This is a genomic window from Rhizobium subbaraonis (assembly GCF_900220975.1).
GTDB lineage: Bacteria > Pseudomonadota > Alphaproteobacteria > Rhizobiales > Rhizobiaceae > Mycoplana > Mycoplana subbaraonis.
The window spans coordinates 373,599-392,397 of the sequence record NZ_OBQD01000004.1 but is presented as its reverse complement, the minus strand read 5'-3'; the positions used below and the strand labels follow the sequence as shown (position 1 = coordinate 392,397).

15 protein-coding genes, 1 pseudogene and 1 riboswitch are annotated in these 18,799 nt (G+C 63.0%); of the genes and pseudogenes, 2 read left to right on the top strand and 14 right to left on the bottom strand.

The annotated features are described in order from the left end of the window. Nucleotides 1-204 precede the first annotated feature (204 nt). Nucleotides 205-709: pseudogene (locus CRO48_RS08285) on the bottom strand (SOS response-associated peptidase family protein). Nucleotides 710-769: 60 nt separating this feature from the next. On the opposite strand from CRO48_RS08285, the gene CRO48_RS08280 reads away from it, so the two are divergent. After that, nucleotides 770-1,360, top strand: a complete 591-nt coding sequence (locus CRO48_RS08280) for an SOS response-associated peptidase (protein WP_035224507.1) — start codon at nt 770-772, stop codon at nt 1,358-1,360. 51 nt (nt 1,361-1,411) lie between these two features. Here CRO48_RS08280 and CRO48_RS08275 read toward each other — a convergent pair whose 3' ends face one another. The 7 genes from CRO48_RS08275 to CRO48_RS08245 all read right to left on the bottom strand — a co-directional run bounded on the left by CRO48_RS08275 (nt 1,412) and on the right by CRO48_RS08245 (nt 10,783). Further along, nucleotides 1,412-2,362: an AbiU2 domain-containing protein gene (locus CRO48_RS08275; protein WP_237681070.1), complete on the bottom strand. Its 951-nt coding sequence runs from the start codon at nt 2,360-2,362 to the stop codon at nt 1,412-1,414. 67 nt (nt 2,363-2,429) lie between these two features. Beyond that, on the bottom strand, nt 2,430-5,702 hold the full coding sequence (locus CRO48_RS08270) for an error-prone DNA polymerase (protein WP_035224503.1): 3,273 nt from the start codon (nt 5,700-5,702) through the stop codon (nt 2,430-2,432). Next, the gene (locus tag CRO48_RS08265) at nt 5,699-7,222 is read right to left on the bottom strand and encodes a Y-family DNA polymerase (protein ID WP_035224499.1); all 1,524 of its coding nucleotides are present in this window, start codon (nt 7,220-7,222) and stop codon (nt 5,699-5,701) included. The genes CRO48_RS08270 and CRO48_RS08265 overlap by 4 nt, the downstream gene beginning before the upstream one ends. Then, the gene (locus CRO48_RS08260; protein WP_035224497.1) at nt 7,137-7,889 is read right to left on the bottom strand and encodes an ImuA family protein; all 753 of its coding nucleotides are present in this window, start codon (nt 7,887-7,889) and stop codon (nt 7,137-7,139) included. Before CRO48_RS08260 ends, CRO48_RS08265 begins: the two co-directional genes overlap by 86 nt. A 439-nt stretch (nt 7,890-8,328) precedes the next feature. Then, entirely contained in the window at nt 8,329-8,853 is a 525-nt protein-coding gene (locus tag CRO48_RS08255; RefSeq protein ID WP_308384985.1) for a GNAT family N-acetyltransferase, read from the bottom strand. A 2-nt stretch (nt 8,854-8,855) separates the two neighbouring features. Next, nucleotides 8,856-9,167 carry a type II toxin-antitoxin system TacA family antitoxin gene (locus tag CRO48_RS08250; RefSeq protein ID WP_035224494.1) on the bottom strand — a complete coding sequence of 104 codons (312 nt, stop codon included), beginning with the start codon at nt 9,165-9,167 and terminating at the stop codon, nt 8,856-8,858. A 158-nt stretch (nt 9,168-9,325) separates the two neighbouring features. Then, nucleotides 9,326-10,783, bottom strand: coding sequence for a tyrosine-type recombinase/integrase (locus tag CRO48_RS08245; RefSeq protein ID WP_051796299.1), 1,458 nt, complete (start codon nt 10,781-10,783; stop codon nt 9,326-9,328). Between the two features lie 517 nt (nt 10,784-11,300). Here CRO48_RS08245 and CRO48_RS33230 point away from each other — a divergent pair. Then, nucleotides 11,301-12,857 (top strand): calcium-binding protein, encoded by a 1,557-nt coding sequence (locus CRO48_RS33230; protein ID WP_141402021.1) that lies wholly within the window; start codon nt 11,301-11,303, stop codon nt 12,855-12,857. A 211-nt stretch (nt 12,858-13,068) separates the two neighbouring features. On the opposite strand, the gene CRO48_RS08230 is transcribed toward CRO48_RS33230, so the two are convergent. The 6 genes from CRO48_RS08230 to phbB all read right to left on the bottom strand — a co-directional run bounded on the left by CRO48_RS08230 (nt 13,069) and on the right by phbB (nt 18,766). Then, nucleotides 13,069-14,091: an aldose epimerase family protein gene (locus CRO48_RS08230; protein WP_407071899.1), complete on the bottom strand. Its 1,023-nt coding sequence runs from the start codon at nt 14,089-14,091 to the stop codon at nt 13,069-13,071. 96 nt (nt 14,092-14,187) lie between these two features. After that, nucleotides 14,188-15,375 (bottom strand): vWA domain-containing protein, encoded by a 1,188-nt coding sequence (locus tag CRO48_RS08225; RefSeq protein WP_097138013.1) that lies wholly within the window; start codon nt 15,373-15,375, stop codon nt 14,188-14,190. A gap of 5 nt (nt 15,376-15,380) precedes the next feature. Then, complete coding sequence (locus CRO48_RS08220) at nt 15,381-15,830, bottom strand: GNAT family N-acetyltransferase (RefSeq protein ID WP_097138011.1); 450 nt, start codon at nt 15,828-15,830, stop codon at nt 15,381-15,383. A gap of 4 nt (nt 15,831-15,834) precedes the next feature. Continuing rightward, nucleotides 15,835-16,758: a homoserine O-acetyltransferase MetA gene (gene metA / locus CRO48_RS08215; RefSeq protein WP_097138009.1), complete on the bottom strand. Its 924-nt coding sequence runs from the start codon at nt 16,756-16,758 to the stop codon at nt 15,835-15,837. A gap of 59 nt (nt 16,759-16,817) precedes the next feature. Continuing rightward, nucleotides 16,818-16,895: riboswitch (SAM riboswitch) on the bottom strand. Nucleotides 16,896-16,995: 100 nt separating this feature from the next. Beyond that, nucleotides 16,996-17,835, bottom strand: a complete 840-nt coding sequence (locus CRO48_RS08210) for an AAA family ATPase (protein WP_097138007.1) — start codon at nt 17,833-17,835, stop codon at nt 16,996-16,998. A 205-nt stretch (nt 17,836-18,040) separates the two neighbouring features. Then, nucleotides 18,041-18,766 carry a beta-ketoacyl-ACP reductase gene (gene phbB, locus CRO48_RS08205; protein ID WP_097138005.1) on the bottom strand — a complete coding sequence of 242 codons (726 nt, stop codon included), beginning with the start codon at nt 18,764-18,766 and terminating at the stop codon, nt 18,041-18,043. Between the last annotated feature and the right edge of the window lie 33 nt (nt 18,767-18,799).

Genomic DNA, 18,799 nt, shown 5'->3' with positions numbered 1-18,799 from the left:
CCGGGGCGCTGATGTCGCGGGGCTGAGAACCCCGCTCGATTCAGTTCGCGTCATCGCACCCGCACTGAATCGTCGCCGAGTTTCTGCACAGCCTGGGGGTCTCCCCGCAGAAGGGGGTGCGTCGGCAACGCAGTGCCGACCAGGGGGAAGGCCTTCCCCACAAAGCTGCAAAGCCGCCAACACGGAAATACGGATATCAGAGTTTCAGAAGGCGAACCTCGCCTGCGCACCATCCTCGTCCAGTCCCGACACGCTGAACGACCCTGTCGGCAAGGGACGAAGCAATTCCGATTCCCGGCAGGTCATGTCGAGCCAGGCCATGCGCTGCTCACGGCGCAGCACCGCCACCTGCCGATCATGAAACGGGGCGACGTCGGGGTTCGCCTCGGTGGTGAGGATCGCATAGGCCTCCGGCCAGTCCGGCGACGCAGGCCGCCATATCCCTGCGAAATAGAACCAGTCGCCATCGGCGAGCGCGAAGCCGTAGTGCCTGCCGCGGCTGCGAAACCGGAACTCGGACGCCGGCGAGGCAGCGATGACTCGGAAAGGTCCGGCCGTCGGCGCGGATCACGGTGGCGGAGCGCCCGCCACGCTCGCGCGGTTGCAGACCCCAGGCCAGCTCCACCATCTCAACTTCGCCGCCTGCAAGTCTTATGATCACGCGGCGTTCGTCGAGCGATGCGTCCATGTCGAAAGACGTCGCGCTCATAGCGGGCGACGATATCAAAGAACAGGATCGCGAGGCAAAGACGATCCGGACGGAGGACCGATGTGCAATGACTACCGGCTGAAGGTCGACATCTCCTCGATCATCGAGGAGTTCGCCGACCTGAAGATCAAGATACGGTTTTCGGAGGGCCGCCCGAACATCGAGGCCCGCGACGACATCAAGATCACCGATGTCGGGCCGATCGTGCGCACGGTCGAGGGCGAGCGCGGCGAAGGCGATCTCGTGCAACGGCGCTGGAGCTGGCCGGGCCAGAACAAGCGGCCGGTCTACAATTTCCGCTCGGACGGCCGCGAGTTCGCCTCCAACCGCTGCATCATCGTCGCTGATGGATTCTACGAGTTCACGGACCCGGCCGAGAAGGGAAAGAAGCGCAAGGACAAGTGGCTATTCACGAAGAGCGGCGAGCCGATCTTCGGGATCGCGGGCATCTGGCGGGACACGAAGGAGGTCGGCGAGGCCTTCACCATGCTGACGATGGGGCCCGGTCCCGACATCGCGCCCTATCATGATCGCCAGATCGTCATTCTGGAACGGAAAGCCTGGGCTGACTGGCTCGATCCGTCGGTCCCGGCCCAAACGCTGATCAAGCCGCTGCCAGCCGGGTCACTGGCGGTCGAGCAGGTCGCGTAATGTGCCGGTCGGTCTGTCGCGCAGTTCCGGAGACCACAGGAGCAGAACGGGCTACAATTCCTTCGGCGTGATTGACCAGTTTGCGACTTCGCGGTCGATCTCTCGCCAATGCTCTAGAAGTTGAGCGATCTGTTCGGTGTCGACGAGCGGCTCATCGAGGCCTGCGAATTGATCTCCTATGAATGTCGCAAGTCCGCCGCCACCCTCATTTGCGAACCAGACGCCGGTGAGGTCGGAAATCTGCTTCAACTCGCGGAGTGCTCGTTGGGCGTCTCGTATGTCGAAGTTCGCGAGCGACTTGCCCTGCCGGCTTTCGTGGTTTCCTGCATGCGCCAAATGAGAATTGACGTGATCACCAATGGTATCGAGAGAAGCCAAACGCTTCTCGATCCTGGCCAGGACGGCCGGATCGATAAGGTCGTCCGCTCGGCGATCGGTCGGCAGAACGCCGCTTAGGAAATCAAACTGCTCGTGCGCGATCTCGCTCCTGAAGAGGTCAGGGTCTCCCCAGGTCGCCGCCCCTTTCGCGGCGATCAATCTCTGATGCTGCTCCTCAAGCATCGGTGTGAGGTCATACCGCGCCTCAAGGACCTCCTCGATATATTTCCTGCGCGTTAGCCAGGGGCGAGACTGCTCAACGTCTTTCACGACCGACCGGATGGAGTAGACTCCTTTCGGCCCCTTTATGGGTCCTTTGTCGAGCAGACGTCTGATCCCTACGAGCAGGCTCGACCAGTAGCCATCTGAAATCAGATCGAACAGCATCTGATTGAGGCGCGGATGCTCTTCACGCTTTTCGTTTGCGAGCCTGACAATCCGGATCGTCGTCCGAAATGCCGCGTAGTTCCAGATGAGGTCGCGGACGGTTTTGTGTATTCCCGTCGTCTCGTCGCGAAAGGCCTGCTTCCATGTAGCTATTTGCTCAGTTTGCTTCGAGGAAGACGGCATGAATTCACTTTCTTTGGGCGTCGTTAGTTGTTTATCGGCCAGTGCGCGTTGCAACTGAACAAATACTCAAGAATGACCAATGTAAATGCGGCTGTCGTGCGGCGAACCTTGGATGGAAAGATCATTTGAAATTCCGACCCTTCACGGCGATCTGGCGGATATGACCGTAATTGTCTGTGAAGGTGCGGCCCTTGAACGATCGCGGTGGCAGGCCGCGCGGATCGGGCGACGGCGAGCCGTGGTGGAATTCGTCGCCGCGTCCGTGGGGCAATGGAAAGGCGGCGTCGCGGGCGCCGACGCTCGCCAGATCGGCCGAGAGGTCGGTGATGCGCTGCGCGACCAGATGCACGACGGCGCCTTCACGCTGAATGCGGCCGCGTACCGCGAGCATGCCGGCCGACAGCAGCGTGCGGCGGTTCGCCTCGAAGACCTTCGGCCAGATGACGAGATTGCCGATGCCGGTCTCGTCCTCCAGCGTGACGAACAGCACACCTTTGGCGGAGCCGGGCCTTTGCCGGACAAGGACGATGCCGGCGGCTTCGAGCCAGCGGCCGTCGCGGGCGTCCATCGCCTCGGCCAGCGAGACGATGCGCCGGCGGCGCAGGTCCTCGCGCAGGAAGGAGACCGGATGCGCGCGCAGCGACAGGCCGGTATGGCCGTAGTCCTCCACCACCTCGCTGCCGGCCGTCATCGGGCGAAGCGAGACGGACGGCTCGTCGATCTCGGGCACGATCTCGGCTTCACGCGCGGTCGCGGCCGCGAAGAGCGGCAGCGGCTCGTCGCGCAGGCCGCGGATGGCCCAGAGCGCCTCGCGCCGGGCGAGCCCGAAAGCCGGCCGGAAGGCGTCGGCCTCGGCGAGCTGGACGAGCGCGGCCTGCGGCACGCCGGCACGGCGCCAGAGGTCGTCGACGGAAGCGAAGGGCTGGCCCGCCCGCGCCGCGACGATCGCGGCGGCATTGGCGTTGGCGAGGCCCTTCACCATGCGCAGCCCCAGGCGCACAGCGAAGCGATCCTCGTCGCCGGTCGGCTCCAGCGTGCAGTCCCAGCGGGACGCATTCACGCAGACCGGCCGGATTTCGACGCCGTGCTCGCGGGCGTCGCGCACGATTTGGGCGGGCGCGTAAAAGCCCATGGGCTGTGAATTGAGCAGCGCCGCGGCGAAGACGTCGGGGTGCCAGCATTTGAGCCAGGCGGAGGCGTAGGCGATCAGCGCAAAAGAGGCTGCGTGGCTTTCCGGAAATCCGTAAGAGCCGAAGCCTTCGAGCTGGCGGAAGGTCGCCTCCGCGAAGTCGCGCTCGTAGCCGTTGTCGATCATGCCGTCGATGAGCTTGGCCCGGAACGCGCTGACGCCGCCCGTATGTTTAAAAGTGGTCATCGACTTGCGCAGCATGTCGGCCTCGCCCGGTGTGAAGTTGGCGCAGGTGATCGCGACCATCATGGCTTGCTCTTGAAAGAGCGGGACGCCGAGCGTCTTGCCGAGCACCTTTTCCAGTTCGGGCTTGGGATAGTGAACCGGCTCCAGCCCCTCGCGACGGCGCAGATAGGGGTGCACCATGTCGCCCTGGATGGGACCGGGCCTGACGATCGCGACCTGCACGACGAGATCGTAATAGGTCCGGGGTTTGAGGCGCGGCAGCATCGACATCTGCGCGCGGGATTCGATCTGGAACGTCCCGAGCGTGTCGGCGCGCCTGATCATCGCATAGGTGCGCGGATCTTCGGGCGGGATGGTCGCGAGATCGAGGTTGGCGCCCTTGTGCTCGGCCAGAAGGTCGAGGCCCTTCTTCATGCAGGTCAGCATCCCGAGCGCGAGCACGTCCACCTTCATGAATCGGAGCGCGTCGACATCGTCTTTGTCCCATTCCACCACCTGGCGGTCGGCCATCGCCGCCGGCTCGATCGGCACGAGATCGTCGAGCCGGTCCTGGGTGAGGACGAACCCGCCGGGATGCTGCGACAGGTGCCTCGGCGCGCCCTGCAACTGCCGGGCGAGGTCGAGGGTCAGGCGCAGGCGCCGGTCGGACGCATTGAGATTGAGCTGTTCGACCTGGCCCTTCGAGACGCCCTCCTCCGACCAGCCCCAGACCTGGCCGGAGAGCGTCGAGATCAGGTCCTCGGGCAGGCCGAGGGCCTTGCCGACGTCGCGCAACGCGCCCTTGGTGCGGTAGCGGATGACCGTTGAGCAGAGCGCGGCGCGGTCGCGGCCGTAGGCGTCGAACACCCACTGCATGACGATCTCGCGCCTCTCGTGTTCGAAATCGACGTCGATGTCGGGCGGCTCGCGTCGCTCTTCCGAAATGAACCGTTCGAAGAGGAGATCATTGCGACCGGGATCGATGCTCGTGATGCCGAGCACATAGCAGACCGCCGAATTGGCGGCCGAGCCGCGGCCCTGGCAGAGGATGTCGCGCGAGCGGGCGAATTGCACGATGGAATTGACGGTGAGGAAATATGGCGCGTAGTCGAGTTTCTCGATCAGCGCCAGCTCGTGCTTCAACGAGGTGACGACGTTCTCTGGCACGCCCTCCGGGTAGCGCCGCTCCGCGCCTTCCCAGGTCAGCTTCGCGAGCGTTTGCTGCGGCGTCAGCGAGGGATCGTCGCGCTCCTCCGGGTACTGGTAGCGCAGTTCGTCCATGGAGAAGGCACAGCGCCGCACGATCTCTAGCGTCCGCGCGAGCGCCTCGGGATAACGCGCGAAGAGGCGGTGCATCTCGGCGGGCGGTTTGAGATAGCGATCCGCATGCCGCTCGCGGCGATCGCCCAGCTCGTCGATCGTGACGCCGTGATGGATGCAGGTGACAACATCTTGAAGAATGCGTCGGTCGGGATCATGAAACAGGATGTCGTTGGTGACGATCGTCGGCACGCGCATCTGTGTCGCGAGGTTCGACTGCTCGTGAAGCCGGAGCTGGTCGTTGGGCCGCCGCCGCAGCGTCAAGGCCATATAGGCGCGGTCGCCGAAGGCCTCGCGCAGCCGGCGCAGATGGAAGCCGCACTCCTCGTCAGCCATGTCGGGCACGAGCACAGCGATCAAGCCCTCGCCATAGGCGACGAGATCGGGCCACCGCAGATCGCATTTGGCCTTTCCGGCGCGCTTCTTGCCCAGCGACAACAGGCGGCACAGCCGCGAATAGGCGAGCCGATCGGTCGGGTAGACGAGGATCGACGGGCCGTCCGTGAGGTCGAGCCGGCAGCCGACGACGAGGCGCACGCCTGTCGCCTTTGCGGCTTCGTGGGCGCGCACGATGCCGGCGAGGCTGTTGCGATCGACCACGGCCAGCGCCTCGATGCCGAGTTCGGCGGCGCGCGCAAACAGCTCGTCGCAGGACGATGCGCCGCGCAGGAAACTGAAATGGCTCGTCACCTGTAGCTCGGCGTAACCGGGATCGCTCATCCGAACACCCCATGGAGATACCAGAGGTGGGAGCCCGTCTCGGGGTCCTCGCCATTGCCCGCGCGGTAAATCCAGTAGCGTTCGCCAGACGGGTCTTCGACGCGGAAATAGTCGCGGATCGCGGCAAGCTCGGCGTCGCGCTTCCACCACTCCGCATGGATGCGCTCGGGACCGTCCGCGCGCTTCACACGGCGGCGCACGCCGCGCCATGTGAAGGAGACGGGCGGATGATCCGGCAGGAGCGCGATCGCCTCGATGCGCTCCGGATGCGGGAGAAGCCGGATCGGCCGCGGCCAATGGCTCGGCCATGTCGCGCCGGTATCGGGCGACATGGCCGGGATACGGCAGACGGAGCGCTCCGGCACGTCGCTGGCGACGGGCGCGGCCCGATAGATCGCCCGCTCGCCGACGCGGTTGGCGAGAGTGTCCACGAGATCGGAGATGTCCGGCGTCGCGACCTCGATCAGGCTGCTGGCGATCTGTCGGCGCTGAAGCGGCTCGGCGATCGTGGCCGCCAGCGCCATGAGTTCGATGCCGAAGCCCGGATCGATCTGCTCGATCTGGTCGCACAAGAGGCGGGTCAGACGTTTGATGTCGCGCACCGGCTGCGCCATGCCGACCCGGACCGCTTCGATCCGGTTGTCGACGCGGTGACAGAGAAGATCGAGACGGCGGGCGCCGAGGGCCTTTTCCTCGAGCGCGGCGCAGAGCTGCGCGACGAGCTTGCCGACATAGCGGGCGATCGTCTCGGCCGCGCCGATGGGCTCCGCGAAGGTCCGCTGCACCTCGATCAGGTCGGCAGGCCGGATCGGCTCGATCGGCTCGGCCAGTTCGCCGAGGGCCTGATTGATGCGCCGGCCGAGTTCCGGGCCGAAGCGCAGGATCAGCGGAGCGCGCGGCTGGGCCAGGAGATCGCCGATGCGCTCGAAACCGAGCACGCGCAGGTCGGCCGCCATGCCGGGCGGCAGGCGCAGCCCGGCAAGCGGCAACGGATCGATCACGGCCGCGCCATGCCCCGCCGGCGCGATGACGGACGGATCGGCGACGAAACGGGCGAGCGCATGGGCAGCGCCCCAGGTGTCCGCGATCGCGCCGCGCGCCGTAACGCCGGACATGGCCAGCCGGCCGATCAGGGTCTCGATCATGGCGGCTTCGCCGCCATGCAGGTGATCCGCGCCGGTAGAGTCGATCACGATGCCGTCCGGCGGGTCGGCGGCGACGATCGGCGCGACGCGTTGGAGCGCCCAGAGCGCCAAGCGCTCCAGCGCCTCCGCGTCGGCGATCGGATCGGCGTCCTGCACGATCAGGCCGGATACGAGCACCTGCGCCTTGGCGGCAGGCATGCCGGGGCGCAGCCCAGCGGCCTGGGCGGCGGCGTCCGCCGCCATCACCACCCGCCTGTTTCCTTCACGGCCTATCATCACGAGCGGCGCCTCAGCCGGAGGCGCCGCGTCGCCAGCCTTCCGCCGCAGCCGGTCGGTCGACCAGTTCGGCAGGTAGAGCGAGACAACCCTGCTCATCACACGCATCCACTTCGAAATCAGCACTCTCTCCGCCCTTGACGTGGGCCAGCTCGACCAGCCAGCGGTGGCGGCCGATGCCGGGAACCGGTAGCGTCTCGGACGGGATGACGGAGACGCGCCAGCGCGTCCTGGCGGCGGTCTGCACGCCGAAATCGTAGGCATCGGTGTGGCGTCGCCAGCGGCGCAGCGCGATGCCGATCGATCTTGTTTCCTCGGCGGCGAGCTGGAGCCGGCGCGACGCCGTCATCGACAAATGCGCAATCTCGCCGACGACGGCGCCGAGGCCACCATGGCGAAGACCTTCCTCCATGCAGGCCAAAACGGTCTTGTCGTCGCCGGCCTCGACATAGACCACGCGATCGGCCGCAAGGCCTGCCTGAGCCAGCGCCGGAGCGAACAGGTCCGGCTTGGCGATGCACCAGAGCGTCTTGCCGGTCGTACGGGCGGCTATTCCGGCGGCGAAGAGACCAGCGGCCGCGCCGTCGATCGCGCCGTTGCTGCCGCCGGCGACCTCATGAAGCGCGCCGCGTGCCAGCCCGCCGCCGGGGAGTCGCGAGTCGACCTCGGGGATTCCGAAGGGAAGCACCGATGTCGCGCGCCGGGATCGACCTTCGATCCGCTCGATCTGGGCGCGCAAAGACTCTATGGCGGGCTTCGGCCGCAAGCTCGTTCCTGACCTCCGGGGACGGGTTCTCTATCATGTTCTCTATCATGTTCTCTATTTGTTCTTATTTTCCCAGTCAGGAGTCAAGGTGGATTCTTTTCGATGAGAGGGATCCGTGTCAGGAAATGGGAGGGCGCGGACCTCAGACGACAGCTTGCAGCTCTTAGTTTTCAGCAGATTGAGGTCTCTAATACGGTAGTCGGGTCTGGGCCGGCCCGGGTGGCGCAGTCACGACTCGAACCAAGGTTCTTCACGACGCACGCCAACCCCGCAGAGCCGGAAATGCGCAAAAGCGCAAAAACGGATCTCAGGAAGCACGCTGATCTAGCCGGCTGTCATTGAAGATGGCGAGCGAAGACACTCGGCAATATCGTATAAGTCATCAGCGCCCGAGGACAATCTGTCCTCCCAGCGGTTGCAGAGTTGGCACGCTCGAATGTTATGGCGTCGAATCGACAAATAGCTTCTCAACCTCGGCCATGGGTTTAAACAGCCGGTTGGGCTGGTCAGGCAGGCGGTAGAATTCATGCCGTTCATAGAACGAGGCTGCCATATCATCCTTGGCATCCACTATGATCGCCAGGCTGGCAGTTTCGCTCCGCAGGCACCGGCGAAGCGCATCGAGGAGCAGAAGTGTTCCGAAGGCTTTGCCGCGCTGCTTCGCGTCGACGGCCAGCCGGCCGAGCAATGTAGCCGGCAGGGTGGGATAGCGCGGGAGCTTCTTCACCAATGGGGGCGGGAGCTCGGCTGACTGGACCGAGGTATTCGAAAGCGTGTAGAAGCCGATGACGGTGGTGGATGGCGGTTCCAGCAGAACGTAGGGAGCGGCGACACGCCGCCGTGCGTCCTGTCCTGCCTGGGACTGCAGATAGCGATCAAGAGCTTCGACACCGCAGGAGAATTGTGAACGGTCGTGCCTTGCCGTGTCGAGAAGCTCGATGACAGGCTTTGCGGTAGAACCCACGATTATTGTTCGCCCATCAATGCCTTGTAGGAAGCCACGCTTTCCCTCATTCTTCGGCCGGGCTCACGCGGGTTGAGAAGGGCCTCGACGAAAGCCTGAGAATCTTTGACGCTGAGTCGGATCACCTCATGCTCCGCAATGGTGCGTTTGGCGGCATCCTGCACGCTCGCCAGCACGAAATCGGTGATGCTGCGGCCTTCCAGCGCCGCGGCGTGCTCGATGAGCGCTTTCTGTTCAGCCGTTACCCGCGCTTCCAGCCTTTCGGCCCGGCGGCGGCTTGTCGGTTGATCTTCCCGTTTTTGGGCATGAGCCATAAATGCCTCCTTCTTTTATCGACAATGTACGGCCAAATGCCGGCATTTTCAATAGACGCCCGCGCTCAGCCGAAGGTTCGATATGCGCGCAGTGGAAGACCATCTCCCGCGGCTGGCGATGCGCGCGGCGGCCAAAACCTCGGTGAGCGCCGACATACTCAGGCTGCCTTGGACGAGACCGTGGACGTCGCCGATTTTTTTCGTCCGGCATTTGTCGCAATGGCCTCGGCGAAAATCGTCTGCGCCTGAGCGCCATCGATGCCTTCCGCCTCAAGACGAGCGACGAGGTTGGCCACGAGAGCGCTGAGATCATCGGTCTTTGTCTTGGCCGACGGGCGCCGGACACCGACCGTCTTACCGGCAAGGGCCGCAGCGATTTTCTTGGTGACGCGATTGGCGGCCCGCCGCGACGGATCGTTCTGGACATGGGCGTAGATCGCGGTCGAACGCGGATTGGAGTGACCGAGAATGGCGCCAGTGAGAGCGAGGGCCTCGCCGGTCGAGATGGCCGTTGAGCCGATCGTGTGCCGCAAAGTGTGCGGAGTCACGCCAGGCAATCGAGCCTTCTTCACCGCCTTCGCCCAGATCCGCTTCGTGCCCTGAAAATAGCCTTCGCCCCGCTCGGCGGGGAAGACAAAGCCGCTGGCCACCTCGCGCGGGAGGCTCTCCAAAAGAGCGACAGCGGCCGCGCCGAGCGGCCTGACGGATTTGCCGGTCTTGCTATCGTCAAGCTCCAGAAGCCCGTCCGCCAGGTTGACCTCGGCCCATTTGAGCGCAGCAATCTCTTCCCGGCGGCAACCTGTCAGAGCCCACAGCCGGACAATGTTAACGGCCTTGGGGTTTACCCCCTCCGCTTCCAACGCGTCTAACGCAGCGCCGAGCTGCGCCACTTCTTCAAGCGTCAGGAAGCGCTCCCGCTGATTGTCCGTTTTCCGGACAGCGGCGGTCTCGCAAGGGTTTCTTTCGACAATCTCGCTGCGAATGGCGAAGCTGAAGACGGCGGAGAGGTCGCGAACGACCTTGCGCGCAGCACCCTCGCCACCTTTCACGATGATGCGCTTACGTGGGCCAATTTTCTCGTCGCGGCTCGTCTTACCGGCAGTCACGTCTCGGACGAAGCGTTCGATGTCGCCAGCGTTGACTTCACTGACGCGCTTGTGGCCGAGCAGCGGCACCACATGGTTCCGCAGGCGGGCGAGCGTCAGTTGTTTGGTCAACGGCTTCATCGGCTGCCCCTGCCGCTTACCCCGCTGGATCACGCAGCCTTCCTCTTCATAAAGATCGATCAGGCCGCTGATTCTCATCTCCCGGCGCTTGGCACGACGTTCGTCCGCCGGGTCCTCTCCCTTGGCCACGCCACCGAGTAAGATTTTGGCTTGCCTGCGGGCCTGCTCCGGCGTCAGGGGACCAGATCGACCAACGGTCACGAAGCGCTGAGCTGCGGACCGGCCGCCACCTTCGGCCCGATAACGGACGATGAAGGTCTTAGCGCCGCTGGTCTCGACACGCAGACCGAAACCGGACAGCTCGCTATCCCAGAGATAGTAGCGCTTGTCCTTCTTTTCAGCCGCATCGACGACACGTTTGGTCAATGCCACGCCTACACGCTTTGCCATGAACGGCCTCCGATACCGGCCTCATGGTCATCACCGCTGGTCAACACCTGGTCAACACCGTGAGGGAAAATGTTTGCGCTACCCTAGCGTAGGCACGAAAAGCATGTCAAGGTGTTTCATATATTTTTCAATGCCTTATCGTGTTTTTGGATATTGCCGGATATCGTGGAGTAGACCCTCTCTAACCTTGCCAAGGTTGGGGTCGAGCGTTCGAATCGCTTCACCCGCTCCATTCTTCCAAGACGCTGCAAACCTCGGTTCGCCGGGGCTTTTGTGCGTTTTGGCGCATCTGGAATCGCAGAAATAGCGCCTGGTATTTCCATCGACGGTTTCGTGCATGTCACTCTGAGCGAGAATTGGTCTCTAGTGTGCAACCCCCCCTGCACCTTTGGTTGAGACGGTGACTGATTTCTACAGCTTCGATAATTGAGGCTGCGCACGGAACAACTTATAGTACAGCCGGCGTGGCGTTCCGCCCGCAAGACTGGCCCCTATTTACCCGAATTGAGGACGCAGCATGGCCGAGATTACCGGAACGTCTGGCAAAGACCTCCTGAAGGGGACTTCCGAGGACGATATTATCAAGGGGCTGGGCGGCAATGACACGCTCATTGGTGACGACGGGAGCGACACTCTCCACGGCGGAACCGGCGACGATACGCTCTTCGGTGGCAATGAAGATTACCACAGCTACGAGTACAACGCCGCGCAAACCAGTAGCGACAGGGTCCTTGGTGAAGCTGGGAACGACACACTCTACACCGCGGGCGTCAACTGCATGGTCGACGGCGGCGACGGCAACGACACCCTCTACATCATCCACGGCGTAGGCGGGAAGTTCTACGGCGGCAAGGGCAACGACGTCGTGCGCGACTTTCGATACGCTACCCTGGCCGAGACTTACGGAGGCGATTTCGTGTTCGTCACGACGGCCAAGCCGAACTCCTATACCGTGGACCTTGGATCCGGCAATGACCGGTTCGAGGCCGTACTCCACCCCGAGGATGAAATCGTGGTAGACGGCGGATCCGGCACCGACCATGTGTCCCTCGACTTCCGGTTCTACACGACCGGCCTGAAAATCTCGGTTTCGGATGCGCCTTCATTCACTATCGCGTCGGTAACGTTGAAGAATGTGGAAAGCGTCGAACTTGTCGGCAGCATGGGGAGAGACAGCTTTTCCGGGGGTACGGGCAAGGACATATTCGACGGCAGCAGCGGCAACGATATCCTTTCTGGCGGCGGCGGTAACGACTCCCTCAAGGGCGGGAGCGGAGGCGACCTGCTTGATGGTGGGACCGGCGACGACTTTCTTGGCGGCGATAAGGGCAACGACAAGCTCTACGGCCAGAGCGGCAAAGACGAACTCACCGGCGGACAAGGCAACGACAAGCTCTACGGCGGATCGGGCAACGACGGGCTTTGGGGTGGCCGCGGCAGCGACCTGTTGGACGGCGGCACCGGGGCTGACACGCTGGCGGGCAACACAAGCAACGACACCTACATCATCGACAACGAGGGCGACAAGGTAGTCGAACTAGCCAAGCAAGGGACTGACCATGTAGTGTCGTCAATCAGTTATACGCTTACGGCCAACGTCGAGCACCTGACGCTTGTCGGCAACGGCAAGACCAGCGGTACCGGGAACAACCTTTCCAACACGATCACCGGCAACAACTCCGCGAATACGCTGAACGGCGGCTCCAACAACGACAAGCTCATTGGCGGTCTCGGCGCGGACAAGCTCTACGGCGGCACGGGGTCGGACATCTTCATTTTCAAAACCCTTCAGGATTCCACGCCCGGCAAATCCGGCCGAGATACCATTTTCGACTTCTCCAACGGCGACAAGATCGACGTTTCGGCTATCGACGCCAGCACGAAAAAGGGTGGCGATCAGGGTTTCACCTTCATCGGAGCGGACGTCTTCTCGGATAAGGCCGGGGAACTGCGCTACGACAAGGGGAAATCCGACACTTATATTCGTGGTGACGTGGATGGCGACGGCAAGTCGGATTTCGCCTTTCATCTCGATGATGCGCGGATGCTCGCAAAGGCCGATTTCATCCTTTGACAATTGAAGCCGCACGTTTTGATGCCCGCGCGCTGCTACCGTTGTTCTACCCGCTCGAAAATCAAGTGCAGAACAACGCCGATACCACGACCTGCCGCCACGAACCCTGCGACGTCCAAGCGCCTTTCGCCTGGTTCGTATTTGGAAATCTTTTCGAGCGGCAATGGGCAACTCGACTATGTGGCGGTAGAGATCGGAGCGAATAGAGGCGTCAGCGCTTGCTGAAGACGTAGTCCGTCTCCTGCCGCAAGATCTCGCCTGGCCGAAGGACCGCCTTGGGGAAGGTGGGTTGGTTGACGGAATCCGGCCAGATCTGCGTCTCCAGGCAGAAGCCGGCGAAGGGGCCGTATGTCCGGCCTTCCAGCCCCGGCACGGGCACATTCACCATTGCACCGGTATAGAACTGCACGCCCGGCTCCGTCGTCCTCACCTCGATCGAGACCCCGGAGCTTGCGCTGCGCGCGAAGGCGACTGGCGTCTTGGCGCGGCGTTCGGGCGCGAGGCAGAAGTTGTGGTCGAACGCCACGCCGCCGGCTTCCGTCTGCCGCCGCATCGACGTCATCTCTCGCAGGTCGAACGGGGTTCCCTCGACGGCGCGGATCTCGCCTGTGGGGATCAGGCGGTCGTCCACCGGCAGGTAGCGATCCGCGGCGATGCTGATTTCGTGATCGAACGCGTCGCTGCTGCCGTCCAGATTGAAATAGCTGTGCTGGCAGACGTTGGCGATGGTCGGTGCGTCACTGGTCGTCTCGTAGACGACCGACAGGGTTCCGGTCCCGGTCAGGCGGTAGGTGCAGGTCGTCGTGCTGGTGCCGGGATAGCCGGCGCGACCGGCCGGATCGACGATATGCAGCACCACATGGCTGTCCGACTGCTCGATCAGCTGCCAGTTTCGCCTGCCCATCCCGTCGCTGCCGCCATGGAGATGGGTAACGCCGCGTTCGTTCAGCTCGAGCTGGCAGGGGTGGCCGTCAATCTCGAACCGGCCGTTTGCGATCCGGTTGGCGTTGCGGCCGGGGGTCGCACCGAAATAGGGGGAATGGGCGACATAGTCGGCGAGGCTTGTAAGCCCGAGGACAAGCGGAGGCTCATGTCCCTCCAGCCGGAGATCCTGAATAACCGCGCCCCAGGTCAGCACCTTCGCTGTCAGGCCGCCGCCGGTGATCGTCACCCGATAGACCGGCTCACCATCCTCCAGACGGCCAAACACTTCATTTTCCGCAACCATCGACATTCCTCCCGGCATTTCCGAATTCCGCGGGCAAACTGCGGCAAATGGGCGGACGGGGCAATCAAAAAATCATACAAATAGCCTCGGCCAATTCGGGCGTCAGCGCGACAGCTCCCTTGTGGCCGCCTGCAGGCCCTCAAGCGTCAGCGGGAACATGCGACCGAGCATCAGCCGGCTGATCAGCGCGATCGACTGGGTGTGGTGCCAATGGCCCTGCGGGACCGGATTGATCCAGATCGCGTGGGGAAAATGCGTCGTCAGCCGCGACAGCCATACCGCGCCCGCTTCTTTGTTCCAGTGCTCCACCGATCCGCCCGGATGGGTGACCTCGTAGGGGCTCATGGAGGCGTCGCCGACGAAGATGAGACGATAGTCGCCCCCATAGGTACGGATGAGATCAAGCGTCGGCGTGACGTCGACGCGGCGGCGGCGATTATCCTTCCACACGCCTTCATAGACGCAATTGTGAAAGTAGAAGTGCTCCATGTGCCGAAACTCGGAGCGGGCGGCCGAGAAAAGCTCCTCGACGACGCGCACATGCATTTCCATGGAGCCGCCCGCGTCGAAGAACATCAGAAGCTTCAGGGCGTTGCGGCGTTCAGGGCGCGTCACCACGTCGATATAGCCGTGCTCGGCGGTCGAGCGGATCGTACCCTGCAGGTCGAGCTCGTCGGCAGCCCCTTCGCGCACCCATTTGCGAAGACGCTTCAAGGCCACCTTGATATTGCGCGTGCCCAGTTCGACGGTATCGTCGTAGTCCTTGAATTCGCGACGGTCCCAGACCTTCACGGCGCGGCGGTGGCGCAATGTGTCCTGCCCGATCCTGATGCCTTCGGGATTGTACCCGAAGGCCCCGAAGGGGGAGGTACCTGCGGTACCGATCCATTTCGAGCCGCCCTGGTGGCGCCCCTTCTGCTCGGCAAGCAGCTCCCTCAACGTCTCCATCAGGCGTTCGAAGCCGCCGAGGCTCTCGATCAGCCGCTTCTCCGCGTCGGTGAGGTACTTCTCGGCAAGCTTCTGCAGCCACTCGGCCGGTATGTTGAGGTCGATCGTGCCGGACATGCCGCCGGATACGGCCTCGAGCCCTTTGAAGCTCTCCGCAAAGACGCGGTCGAACCGGTCGATGAAGCGCTCGTCCTTCACCAGCGCGCTGCGGGCGAGATAGTAGAAGGCTTCGACGTCGAAGGCGGCAAGCCCCGCCTCCAGGCCTTCGAGCAGCGTCAGGAACTCCCGGAGCGCGACCGGAACCTTCGCCGCCCGCAGGGCCAGGAAGAAGGATATGAACATGGCCTTCAGAGGTTCTTCTGATAGACGATGAACGGGGTCTTTGTCGCGATCCTGTCGTAGAGCCGGCGGGCTGTGGCGTTGAAGTCCTGCGTCAGCCAGTAGACCTCCGGCGCGCCGGTCGCAGCCGCCCTCTCATAGACGGCCTCGACCAGGGCGCGCCCGATGCCCATGCCGCGGACTTCGGGGTCGGCATAGAGGTCCTGGAGATAGCAGACGTCGCCAGTCGACCAGGTGCTGCGATGAAACAGGAAATGCACCAGACCCACCGCCCTTCCGCCCGACACGGCAAGCAGGCCGGCCATCGACGCGCCGTCCTCGCCCGTCAGCCGGGCGAAGGTCTTCCGGAAGACCTCTTCGGGCAGGCTTGTCTCGTAGAAAGCCAGATAGGCCGTCCACAACCGCCGCCACTCGGCCTCGTCGCTCAGTTCCAGGGGTCTGACTTCGAGGTCGCTCATCCCGTCATCCTTCGGTGCCGATACGGTCCAGCTCATAGGGCGTCGTCTGGTACATCTGGTTGATCCAGTTGCCGAACAGGAGGTGTGCATGGCTTCGCCAGCGATTCAAGGGGGGGATCGCCGGATCGTTGTGCGGGAAATAGTTCTTCGGCAACTTGATCGGCACGCCGGCATCTGCGTCGCGGAAATACTCGTCGGCCAGCGACGTCGAATCGTATTCTACGTGATTGAAGACGTAGAGGCGCTTGCCTGCCTTTTCCTGCACGAAGCAGACGCCCGTTTCGTCCGATTCCATCAGGATTTCCAGTTCCGGATGCTTGCGAATGTCCGCAGCCCGCACCTCCGTCCAGCGTGATACCGGGATCTGGAAATCGTCGGAGAAGCCGCTCAGGAATACCGAGGAGGGATTGCGGTTGTGATGGCGGAAGACACCGAACGCCTTCTCCTCGAGGGTGTATTTCGGCACCTGATGGAAGTGATAGATCGCCGCCATCGCGCCCCAGCAGACGTTCAATGTCGAATGAACGTTGGTCACGGTCCAGTCGAGGATCTGCTTCATCTCGTCCCAGTAGGTGACGTCCTCATAATCCAGCGTCTCGATCGGCGCGCCGGTGATGATGAAGCCGTCAAACTTGCGATGCTTGATCTCCTCCCAGGTGTCGTAGAAGGCCAGCAGGTGTTCTTCGGAGGTGTTCTTCGCCTTGTGGCCGCCAACGCGCACGAGCGAAAGCTCTACCTGCAGCGGCGACGCACCGACGAGCCGCGCCATCTGGATCTCGGTCTTGATCTTGTTGGGCATGAGGTTCAGGAGCCCGATCTGCAGCGGGCGGATGTCCTGGCGGACAGCCACCGTCTCGGTCATTACCCGCACGCCCTCATGCACGAGGGTTTCGAATGCGGGCAGCGTATCGGGAATCTTGATGGGCATGGCTCACTCGACAAAAACAAAAAACCGGCGGCGATTTTCGTCGCAACCGGTCCACGGGAAGGCCCCTTCTCGCGGCCCTTTAGCGACTTCTTTAACGTGGCTGCAAGCCGGCCGGCCAAATCACCACGGAACGAAGACTAGATAGCGCTTGAGCGCTCCGGAATCAACATCGGCGATGGAAGCGCCGGAAACCGGCCGGGCCGATGGTTCTCATGCGAAGCCCGAACGTGGGGAGAACTACCCGTCGCGCCGCGCCATGAAAGCCAGCCGCTCGAACAGATGAACGTCCTGTTCGTTCTTCAGCAGCGCGCCGTAGAGTTTCGGCAGCATCGTCTTCGGGTCCGTCCGCAGATCGGCGGGCTCGACGTCGTCTGCAACAAGCAGGCGAATCCAGTCGAGCGCCTCGGAGGTCGAGGGGCGCTTCTTCAGGCCCGGCGTCTCGCGGATATCGAAGAATGCCGAAAGCGCTGCCGAAAGCAGCGATTTGCGGATACCGGGATAGTGAACTTCAACGATGCGGGCGAGCGTCTCCGCATCGGGAAAGCGGATATAATGGAAGAAGCAGCGGCGCAGGAAGGCGTCCGGCAGTTCCTTCTCGTTGTTGGAGGTGATGATGACGATCGGCCGGTTTGCCGCCGACACCGTTTCGCTCGTCTCGTAGACGTGGAACTCCATCCGGTCGAGTTCCTGCAACAGATCGTTCGGGAACTCGATATCGGCCTTGTCGATCTCATCGATCAGAAGCACCGTCTTCCGCTGCGCCTCGAAGGCCTGCCAGAGCTTGCCCTTGCGGATGTAGTTGCGAACGTCGTTGACCCGGTCGTCGCCAAGCTGGCTGTCGCGCAGGCGCGTCACCACGTCGTACTCGTAGAGCCCCTGCTGGGCCTTTGTGGTCGACTTGACGTTCCATTCGATCAGCTCGAGGCCTAGCGCCGTTGCGACCTGGCGCGCGAGTTCGGTCTTGCCGGTCCCGGGCTCGCCTTTCACCAGCAGCGGGCGTTCCAGCCTGATCGCGGCGTTGACCGCTATCATCAGGTCCTTGTCGGCGACGTAGTCGGCTGTGCCGGAAAACTTCATGCTCTGTCATTGCCTCCGCTTTGCCCCGCCATGTAAGGCAATTCCATCAAAACTGCGAAGCGGTTTTGCGTCCCAAATTGCGGAAGCACATACGGATAGTGCAATGCCCGACCGGGACTGTGCAACGGGTCGGCCGGCAAATTAAAAGGAGGCGCCGCCGCGTGCAGCGCAGCGACGGATCCGATTTCCATGCGATGCGTCTTTCTCAGGCGAAGAATTGCCCGCCATTGGCCGAGATCGTCGAGCCTGTGATGAAGCCCGCATCGTCCGAAGCAAGGAAAACCACGCAACGGGCGATCTCTTCCGGTTCGCCAAGCCGGCCGACGGGAATCTGCGGAATGATGCGCTCGTTCAGGACCTTCTCGGGCACCGCACGGACCATCTCCGTGCCGATATAGCCCGGGCAGATGGCGTTGACGGTGACGCCTTTGGCGGCGCCCTCCTGGGCAAGCGACTTGGTGAAGCCGAGATCCCCCGCCTTTGCGGCAGAGTAGTTCGCCTGCCCCATCTGACCTTTCTGGCCGTTGATGGAGGAAATATTGATGACGCGGCCGAAGCCGCGATCGCGCATGCCGCTCCAGACCGGATGGGTCATGTTGAACAGGCCCGTCAGGTTGGTACCGATGACCTCGCCCCATTGCTGAGGCGTCATCTTGTGGAACATGGCGTCGCGCGTAATGCCGGCGTTGTTCACCAGCACGTCGACCGGACCAAGATCCGCCTCGACGTTGGCGATGCCCGCTGCGCAGGCCTCATAGCTGGACACGTCCCATTTGTAGACCGGGATGCCGGTCTCGGCCTTGAAGGCGTTTGCCGCCTCGTCATTGCCGGCATAGTTGGCGGCGACCGTGTATCCCGCCTGCTTCAGCGCAATCGATATCGCGGCACCGATACCCCGCGTTCCACCCGTTACCAGAGCTACCCTCGTCATGCCTGCCTCCCCTGTCGAGATTTTTTGGTTTGG

What these genes read in the sequence shown, in the direction of transcription:
- CRO48_RS08270 (WP_035224503.1), bottom strand. Translation starts at nt 5,702, where the DNA reads ATGAGCGATCCCGGTTACGCCGAGCTACAGGTGACGAGCCATTTCAGT.
- CRO48_RS08220 (WP_097138011.1), bottom strand. Translation starts at nt 15,830, where the DNA reads ATGAGCGACCTCGAAGTCAGACCCCTGGAACTGAGCGACGAGGCCGAG.
- CRO48_RS08210 (WP_097138007.1), bottom strand. Translation starts at nt 17,835, where the DNA reads ATGAAGTTTTCCGGCACAGCCGACTACGTCGCCGACAAGGACCTGATG.
- CRO48_RS08225 (WP_097138013.1), bottom strand. Translation starts at nt 15,375, where the DNA reads ATGTTCATATCCTTCTTCCTGGCCCTGCGGGCGGCGAAGGTTCCGGTC.
- metA (WP_097138009.1), bottom strand. Translation starts at nt 16,758, where the DNA reads ATGCCCATCAAGATTCCCGATACGCTGCCCGCATTCGAAACCCTCGTG.
- phbB (WP_097138005.1), bottom strand. Translation starts at nt 18,766, where the DNA reads ATGACGAGGGTAGCTCTGGTAACGGGTGGAACGCGGGGTATCGGTGCC.
- CRO48_RS08245 (WP_051796299.1), bottom strand. Translation starts at nt 10,783, where the DNA reads ATGGCAAAGCGTGTAGGCGTGGCATTGACCAAACGTGTCGTCGATGCG.
- CRO48_RS08250 (WP_035224494.1), bottom strand. Translation starts at nt 9,167, where the DNA reads ATGGCTCATGCCCAAAAACGGGAAGATCAACCGACAAGCCGCCGCCGG.
- CRO48_RS08265 (WP_035224499.1), bottom strand. Translation starts at nt 7,222, where the DNA reads ATGAGCAGGGTTGTCTCGCTCTACCTGCCGAACTGGTCGACCGACCGG.
- CRO48_RS33230 (WP_141402021.1), top strand. Translation starts at nt 11,301, where the DNA reads ATGGCCGAGATTACCGGAACGTCTGGCAAAGACCTCCTGAAGGGGACT.
- CRO48_RS08280 (WP_035224507.1), top strand. Translation starts at nt 770, where the DNA reads ATGTGCAATGACTACCGGCTGAAGGTCGACATCTCCTCGATCATCGAG.
- CRO48_RS08230 (WP_407071899.1), bottom strand. Translation starts at nt 14,091, where the DNA reads ATGTCGATGGTTGCGGAAAATGAAGTGTTTGGCCGTCTGGAGGATGGT.